This is a genomic window from uncultured Nostoc sp., assembly GCF_937863485.1.
Classification (GTDB): domain Bacteria; phylum Cyanobacteriota; class Cyanobacteriia; order Cyanobacteriales; family Nostocaceae; genus Nostoc.
This window is the reverse complement of sequence record NZ_CALMFY010000177.1, coordinates 1-8,508: the sequence shown is the minus strand read 5'-3', so window position 1 is coordinate 8,508 and position 8,508 is coordinate 1. Positions and strand designations below refer to the sequence as shown.

Sequence of the window (8,508 nt, the reverse complement as noted above, 5' to 3'; positions counted from 1 at the left end):
ACTCCCCACTCCCTACTCCCCACTTACTGTTAACTCGGCATGACAATCTTCTACTGAAGTGCGTTGTCGCATGGCATTAACTAAAGCTTCGTAGCTAGACCAATTTTCTTGCAGTAGGGTTTTTGCCTGGAGAGTATGAAACCGTAGTTTTTGCTGATAAACTGACTCAGAAAATCCCAACATTGTCAATACTCCTATCAGCTTGTTTTTATCATCAGCTCCACCCTCAGCATTATTAAAAATTAGGGTTTCAGCAGCAATACCCGCCATCCAAACAGTGCAGTAGCGGTCTAGCATTTGGGCACTGATTTTACCCACTTTTAGTTGAGATGCTAATTCGCCATCATCAAAGCTAACGCCGCCTTGCCCAGATTGCCCCTGTTTCCAGGCTTCCCAAGCGCTGAGGGTGTAGCCAGTAACGGGAATACCTAACAGGTAAGCAACCAAAAAATGCCCTGCTTCGTGGTGGACGATGCGATCGCGGTGTTCACTTGAAAAACCCGCAATCCAATCTAAAAAGATAGTACCACCCTTGCCTTGCAAGCTGAAACTATCTAACGTGGCTATGCCTAAGATAGTGAAGGTAGCAAGTGCCGGTACTGCTGGCGATAAGTTTAAGAATGGCCCCAGCAGTACCGATAGGGTCATGAGAAAGATAGATATGGCAACTAAATTTAAGGTAGTCTGGCTCATTGAGAGTTATCTGAGAATCTGCTTAATCTTTCTTCATTATGAGGCGATCGGACACTTTCTGTATCAAGTGTCTTTACAAATCCCTTGACGACGTAATTTCCCGCACTAGCATTTGACTAGAAGTGAATTTTATTAGCAATATGCTCGTGGTTTTGAGTTGATAAATCGGTTATCACATTTAAAAGCAGTCTGGCTGATCATGAGGCGAGATTAGCAACAAAAGGAATGCGATTAAACAATGCTGCATTTATTGAGAATGATTTCTAGCTGATTCTGTATCTGCTCAAGTTCTTGGCGCTTTTGGTAAATCCACATCTTTTCAGCCTCACGTTGTTCCAGAGTTTCGTTGTGAGCTTTTTCCTGCTGTTCTAGGAGATTTTCATAAAGTGCGATCGCTTCTGCAATTACTCGACTAGCTGATTCAACTCGGTTTTCAAAGACTGAGGCAATAATCTCATCTAACTTCGCAGGTAATTTATTTTTATCCATTGACTCATTAAATTTTTGAAATCCTATTTCAATTACTTTCCCCTTTATTTTCTCTTTTAGTCCATCCGAATTTAGCATTCCAAAACCAAACGAACCTGCAATTGCAGCAGCTACACTTGCAACAATTACAGCAATAAAACCAAGTCCTGTAAATACCATTAATCCAGCAGCTAAAGCACCAATCCCAAGACCACCACCAATTCCTCCGAAACCCGTAAAGTCATCATTTATACCATTTGTTGAAAGTTTAAGTTGTTGACTTAAATTTGTTTGTATATGCATATCTATGCTTTGAAATTCGCTTTGAATTGCATTTAGCTCATAAGCTATTTTTGCATCTACATCTTCAATACTTTTGAGCAAAATTACATCTTTAAGTTTTTTATCTCCCCATGTATCTATCTCTTTCGACATAGTTCCAGTAAATTTAGTTATGTAGTCTTTAATGAGTTTGTCTTGACTAAAAACAGGATTGTGTACCGAATCCCAGTCTTTACTTTGTTGAATAATATTTTCTTTCAGTTCTTCACGCCACTTAGTCCATGAATCAGTAGCTTGCTCAATTACTTCTTTTTGTTGAATTTCTACTAAATTTTTAATTTTGACATCTCGCCCACTAGCTTCTCCTATGGTTTCCAATATTTTCTGTTTTTCTGCTTCAGAAATTTGAATTTTACCCTTTAAAATTTCCTCAAATTGATATAATCCATCTAAACTTTTTTGTACTATCCTATTGATTTGAGTAATAAAGTGCTTAATTTTTACTTTTCCACTGTCAAAAGTCAGAAATTTATCAATAGACTGGGTAAAATTTTGGAAGGCTTTCAAATAGTCATCTTCAGTTCCCCGCAAAATTGCATCCAGCGCAGCTTGAGCAGAAATAAAATGAACGCGGTTTTCACCTACAACTATAGGATTTTGACCTTGTATAAATCTTTTTATCCTCTGTTTTACTTGCTCGCGTCCTTTTTCGCTACGCACTAAATCTATAAAATTTCCTACTACGAAAAGATTGTTAGCAGGTTCGTTTTCTTTACCATGATTTAGTTGAGTTCTCACATCTTGGAGTAAGTCGCGTTCTACCTGAGTTAGAGAACGTGAAGCATTAGTTAAGAATATCACTGCATCCGTATCCTTCAGTAATTTTTGAGTAATAGCGGTGCGGTCAGGGTGTTCGTTTAATCCTGGAGAATCTACAATTTCTACCCCACTACTGCATAACTCTAAATCAGGATGCTCAAAAACAATTTCATCAATTTCATCATCTGCTAGTTCATCACTCAAACATCCAAGTGCTGCATCTTCTGAAATTGTTGCTTTTAGTTGATATTGCTCAAAAGGAATTTCTTCTTCCCGTCCATCTTTATAACGACAGACTACCCGCTTTTGGGTTCCATATTTTAAAACTGTTACCATACCACTACAAGGAATCTCTCTCACAGGTTGAATTTCTTCACCTAGTAAGGCATTAAGTAAGGTTGATTTCCCTTGGCTAAACTCGCCTAAAACTGCTAACCTAAACTGCTGAGATTTTACTTTTTGAGATATTTCTTTTACTTCCTCTATTAAAGTGTGAGGCAAGAAGCCACGATTAGTACAGTCTGGAATTATCTGAAATAGCTGATAACAACAATTGTCTAATTGTTTGCGATATTCCTGGAATTTTTTCAATTCTCCGTAAGATACATTTCTGTCCGGTTCGGTTATTTTGTGTTTTGGTTTAGCAGGTAGAGTGGCTAACATATCACTAGCAGCCTTAACAAATATAGTATCCAGTTCTTGAAAACGAGCAGGATTGAGTAAAAAATGTACTTCATCTAAAGCAATAGGCTCCACATTTTCTTGATGAGTAAAACCAGCTTCTAAAATTGCTAAATATTGCGGTTTAATACCTAAGTGCTTGGCAAGTATCTCCAAATATTTTTTCTCGTGGGGGTCAAGTTCACCATCTGCTGCTGACATTTCATAGCCAAATCCAATTAACAACAGCTTTTCTGACTCTGAAAGTGGAGCCGCTAATGCTAGTAAGCTATTAACTTGCTTATAAACTTGATTTTCTTTGACTCCCTTAATCATCAAATGTGTCAACTTACGTACATCACTTTCTGGATTACTAAATCGATAAAGGGTTGTCAGTAAACGTTGCTTTTCTGACTCTGCTACTATGCCATCTACAAATATCACTCCCAGCAGCACTGTGACTAAATTTGCCAGAAATATCACAGGTGGCGTGAGATTTTTTTGAGTCAGTTTTTGTCCGGTAATCTGCGACAATAGCTCAACAGCCTGAGAGTTAACTAGTGAAGTATCCATAAATTATGTAAGGCGAGAGAGTTTTTCAGGCTTAGTATGCCCAGATTTAGACAAAATTAATTAATATACCGAATAAATACGGTTATCTTTACTTTTTTATACCAGTTAGGCTCAAGAAAATTAGCTTTTAGCAACCTAAAAATATGCTGTTTCAATTTGCGCCTGCAATTCAAGCTGGTATTGATGCTGGGAAATATCTACAAGTCTTGAGCAATGGAGTACCCTTAAGCATGGCTAGAGATACAGTTACCGGCCAGTTTGTTGCCCATGCTATTGGTGCTACAGTCAATAACAGCCCTTTATCTCCACTGATAGCAGCTTCTAATCTAGTAACTAGTGGGATGCAGATGTATCAAACGCAGCAAGGTTTTACGGCTGTACTGAATGGTTTACAAACTATACAGACTAGCTTGGGTGTGCTGCAAGCAACTACAGCCTTGATTGGTGTAGGAACAATCGCAGGTGTAGCGTTGACAGCAGTCAACCTGCACCAAACAATGAAATTAAGAAAAGAAGTAGAGCAAATGAGGCTAGAAGTCAAAAACGGCTTTATTGACTTGAAACAAGCCTTAAAAGACCAAGGAGTAGAAATTAGACAAATAATCGAACAAGTAGCCCAAGATATCAAATTTGAGCAACATCGCACAGCTTTAGTGAGGGCGTATGGAGTCTTTATCCAGGCGATGAACCGCTTCCGTTCAGCGATGCAATTGCAAGATTTCAGCCGGAGAAACGCTGAAATTGATGGTGTCAGAGGAATGTTATTTGCGGCTTTAGCAGATTACAGCAATCCCCATTTACTGGAAGAAACCTGTGCAGCTGGCCAACTACGCAGACTCGAATGCGCTTGGGCAATTGAACAGGCGATTGTTGCAACTTATCAAGTGCAGAATGAGGTTTCAGCAGTTAGCGATCGCTTGTCTCATCTCCAAGATAAAATCTCTCAAGATGCTCTCACTGTGATTAACCGCTGTGAATCACATGATGACCTTGATTTTCTATTTCCTGAAATTATTCGCATTAAAAATCATGATTTAGCAGTATTGGATTCGTGGCAAAATCATGTTGATTGGATACAATCGCTTCCTTCATCAGAATTAAAACTTTTAAGTAGCGCTGATTTTAATAGTCCAGAGACTCACTACTCCACAATCAATTTAGCAGAACCGCCAGAACAATTAGTATATGGGAGTTTAACCGAAAAATCTCATTTCTATTCGCTTCGTGACCAGTTACTATTTATCTTCGAGCCTGAACTACGTCGAGAGTACGAATTTTATATTAGTGAACAAGCTGTAATTACTGGTTATAAAACATTAGTTACATCTAATTTGCAGCAGGCATCAGACTTAACTGTTGCTAATCTTTATTACTACTTTAACATTAGAGATAAATCGAAAGATGAGACACAGGTAGTTTCAGCTAACTAAAACGCCTACGGCAATTCTTGAAATAACTATTTTTTAAAGTCTGCGTAAGCGGACTTTATTTGTTGGTAGCTGCGATCGTCGCACTTGTTAAGAACTGCTTCTTAAAAGTCATTAAGTTTGACCCACGCGGACTAACAGAAAAACTCAGGCGCTTACAGTGGGATTGTATATTAGGGGTGTAAACACGTTGTTTGTCCGTCTCTAACCTAGTTCCAAACTTGTCACAGCAAAAACGCGATAAATAGGTAAGCTAGGAATTTCTTTATTGTACATCCGAGCAGTTTGAGAGACTGGCTGCAATTGGTAACGTTGAACTAGGTTAATCGCTTGTAGATTTGCATCCGGCACATCAAAAAACACTGGAGCATGAGGATTTTGTGCAAGCAAGGCTTGAAATAATGTTTCAGCAATCTGTTCGTCATTAGCAAACAGTGGCCCAACCTTAAAACCTGTATCGGCAGACCGGATAACTCCGTAACCAACAAGATATCCATTTTTGAGAAACCCTAAGGCAGTACTTTCTGGCTGTTCAATCCAATGTCGCAGAAACAGCGATCGCTCAGAAGGAAAAAGTTGGCGATCATAAGCCACCAACTCTTCAAAAGGCACTGTTTTCAGTTCCACGATCCCAGCAGGCACAACACCGCCACCCACCCCTTCATAACGAATATGGTTATAAGCGATTTGGAAACCAGACTTTTTGTAATTATCTTGTTGAGCCACTACACTATCCAAGCCGATGTTACGATCAGCACCCAGATAGTCCATTGCTGTCTTCCAAATTTTCATACCCAACCCCTGCCCACGAAACTGGGGTTTCACAATGTAAAAACTTAGAAAGCCGAAGTGTGGATCGTAAGCAACAGCAGAAATGCACCCCACCGGCTCACCATTTAACTCCCCCAAAAAAAAACCGCTCTCGTCAGTTTGATAAAAAGATTCAGCATCATAGCTTCCTGGATTCCAACCTTCGGTTGCTGCCCAAGCAATCGCCAAATCCATTTCCGATCTGTTCATTAGGCGAACGATGAAATTGTCAGTAGTCATAATATCTTTTACTACTAGTACAACACGGCGTAAATAAGCAGACCATTGAAAAGCCGTAAAAAGCTTATTCTATAATACTTTTGACTTTTGACTTTTGACTTTTGACTTCCGCCTTGCGGTACTAGGCTGTTAACTATTTAACTTCGCTTTCGCAAACTGAGTGATAACTGTTAATATTTTTATACAGTGTAGCGTTGATAGCAGTGAACCTACACCAGACACTGAAACTCAGAAAAGAAGTAGAGCAAATGAGGCTGGAAGTCAAAAACGGTTTTATTGACTTGAAACAAGCCTTAAAAGACTAAGGGGTAGAAATTAGACAAATAATCGAATAAGTAATCCCAGATATCAAATTTGAACAACATTGTACAGCTTTAGTGAGGGATATGGAGTGTTTATCCTGGCGAAGAATCGCTTCCGTTCAGGAATACAATTGCAAGATTTCAGCTACTCAAAGACTACTGTCCTATTACCATATACTAATACACGATTTTGCAAGTGCGATCGCACCGCTCTTGCTAATACAACTCTCTCCAAATCTTTGCCTTTTCTCACCAAATCATCAACTTCATCACGGTGACTGACTCGCACTACATCCTGTTCAATAATCGGGCCTGCATCTAAATCAGCAGTGGCATAATGTGCCGTTGCCCCAATAATTTTTACCCCACGTTCAAAAGCTCGGTGATAGGGATTGGCTCCGATAAAAGCTGGTAAAAATGAATGATGAATATTAATAATTTGCGGAAATTTATTAATAAAATCTGCACTAACAATCTGCATATATTTCGCCAATACAACTAAATCTATTTTGTACTGGCGGAGTAATTCTATTTGTTGGGCTTCTTGTTCTGATTTATTGTCTTTAGTGATGGAAACGTGCTGAAAGTCGATATTAAATTGTTCTGCCACTACCTTTAAATTAGAATGGTTACTAATAATTAAAGGAATTTCAGCTACAAATTCTTTAGCGCGTTGTCGCCAAATTAAGTCAAATAGACAATGGTCTTGCCGACTCACCCAAATAGCAATGCGCGGTATAGTATCAGAAAAACGTATTTCCCACTTAGCGTCTAAAGGTTGTGCGAGCACTTCGTGATGCTTCGCAAACGCATTAAAAGCAGGTGCAATAAATTCTCGCGGTAAATTAAACCCATCTAACTGCCATTCAATGCGAGTAAGGAATAACCCAGCAGCAAAGTCTGTATGCTGATCTGCATGAATAATATTACCACCATTAGAATAGATGAAATTGGCAATTTTTGCCACTAGTCCCCGTTGATCTGGGCAGGAAATCAGCAATGTTGCTGTCGGATTTGTCATAATAAATTATAAAAAATAGTGAGATTTAAAGTGTCAACTTAACGTTAAATCGGCGGTAAAAACCACCTCTACAGGAAGCTTTACCCATCTACCCTATGGGAAGCCAAGGACAAACGTGGGTTTCAAACCCTCAAATTTTTCCTTAGTCCGCGGGGGCAGACTTTGCTTGTGTAGCCGCTATGCTCATTTACCATTTGTCGGAGTTGGTAAAGGGGTGCTGAGTCCAGGTAGTTTCTGACTATTATCTACAGGTTGCTGCCACTCTGATAGATCCCTATTCACAGCATTTGCAAAATCTGTAGATACTAACAACACATTTATATTACCATCGGGTTTAGCAACAAAGTCAGCTTGAGCATACAAGAAACGTTTGTTAAAGTTAGATTTACCTAAAATCAATTGATGGCTTTGTCGGTTTTTCAGGATGATATTGATAGTGGCTTGGGGTTGATCTAGAGCAAATTCTCCAAGCTCTTTTACTGGAGTTGATAAAGTGCGATCGCTCTTACCTTTGACCAACAAATCCATCAAATAAGAAACAATAGCATCATTTGCTGGGCCCGATATCGGAGATTTGATTAACCACTTGGGATTACTAGATTCAGAGCTACGTTCCAGATTCAAGGTGAGTTTTTTTGTCTTGACTGTTAAAGACTGCACATCATCTTCTGCAAAAGAGAAAATTTGCTGCTTTTGCTCGTTGATTTCTTCTCGCACAGTCGCCCCGCGAAATTCATAGAGGTAAACAAAACCACCTAAACCCAGCGCTAGCAGTATCAAAATTAAAGTCGTTCGCGGCAATTTCATTTTTTAATCATTGGGCATGGGGCATTAGTGAATAATTAATATTTATAACTCCTAACTTTTGTACAGACGCGATTAATCGCGTCTCTCCTTTCTTACCTTCGTTTCCACCAAATAATAACTGCGATCGCAAACCCAATTAAGGGTAAAACTAACAGAGATGACAATATTAAAAGATTGGCTTGTGTGGTTGTCAGGGTTATCCGACGGTTTTTCGGTTCTTTGGGGCGAATGGAAAGGGGTTGCTTTTCCTGTTGACTCAGCCAAGTAACTGAGTTGAGGAATACATCTCCATTTAATTGCTGTTGAAACAAGCCATCAGTGGCGAAATTGGAATTTCCTAAAACCACTAACCGTGACTCAGTGGCTGTTTGAGATGAGGGAGCGGGGGAAGGAGTGGGAGCAGGGG

General features: G+C 39.3%; 6 protein-coding genes and 2 pseudogenes. 2 read left to right on the top strand and 6 right to left on the bottom strand.

What is annotated here, in order from left to right:
• Positions 1-12 precede the first annotated feature (12 nt).
• Positions 13-693: an ATP-dependent Zn protease gene (locus tag Q0541_RS23700; RefSeq protein WP_298916322.1), complete on the bottom strand. Its 681-nt coding sequence runs from the start codon at positions 691-693 to the stop codon at positions 13-15.
• A gap of 231 nt (positions 694-924) precedes the next feature.
• Positions 925-3,495: a dynamin family protein gene (locus Q0541_RS23695; RefSeq protein WP_298916319.1), complete on the bottom strand. Its 2,571-nt coding sequence runs from the start codon at positions 3,493-3,495 to the stop codon at positions 925-927.
• A 143-nt stretch (positions 3,496-3,638) separates the two neighbouring features.
• Here Q0541_RS23695 and Q0541_RS23690 point away from each other — a divergent pair, with 143 nt between their 5' ends.
• Positions 3,639-4,925, top strand: coding sequence for a hypothetical protein (locus Q0541_RS23690; RefSeq protein ID WP_298916316.1), 1,287 nt, complete (start codon positions 3,639-3,641; stop codon positions 4,923-4,925).
• 201 nt (positions 4,926-5,126) lie between these two features.
• Here the strand turns inward: Q0541_RS23690 and Q0541_RS23685 are convergent, their stop codons facing one another.
• Positions 5,127-5,972: a GNAT family N-acetyltransferase gene (locus Q0541_RS23685; RefSeq protein ID WP_298916313.1), complete on the bottom strand. Its 846-nt coding sequence runs from the start codon at positions 5,970-5,972 to the stop codon at positions 5,127-5,129.
• A gap of 188 nt (positions 5,973-6,160) precedes the next feature.
• On the opposite strand from Q0541_RS23685, the pseudogene Q0541_RS23680 reads away from it, so the two are divergent.
• Positions 6,161-6,420 (top strand): annotated as a pseudogene (locus Q0541_RS23680) (hypothetical protein); the annotation flags it as partial.
• Here Q0541_RS23680 and purU read toward each other — a convergent pair.
• From purU to Q0541_RS23665, 3 genes and pseudogenes are all read right to left on the bottom strand, one after another.
• Positions 6,420-7,295 carry a formyltetrahydrofolate deformylase gene (gene purU, locus Q0541_RS23675; protein WP_298916310.1) on the bottom strand — a complete coding sequence of 292 codons (876 nt, stop codon included), beginning with the start codon at positions 7,293-7,295 and terminating at the stop codon, positions 6,420-6,422. The pseudogene Q0541_RS23680 and the gene purU sit on opposite strands and share 1 nt — an antisense overlap.
• A gap of 183 nt (positions 7,296-7,478) precedes the next feature.
• On the bottom strand, positions 7,479-8,102 hold the full coding sequence (locus tag Q0541_RS23670) for a DUF4340 domain-containing protein (RefSeq protein WP_298916307.1): 624 nt from the start codon (positions 8,100-8,102) through the stop codon (positions 7,479-7,481).
• A gap of 92 nt (positions 8,103-8,194) precedes the next feature.
• Positions 8,195-8,508 (bottom strand): annotated as a pseudogene (locus Q0541_RS23665) (ABC transporter); the annotation flags it as partial.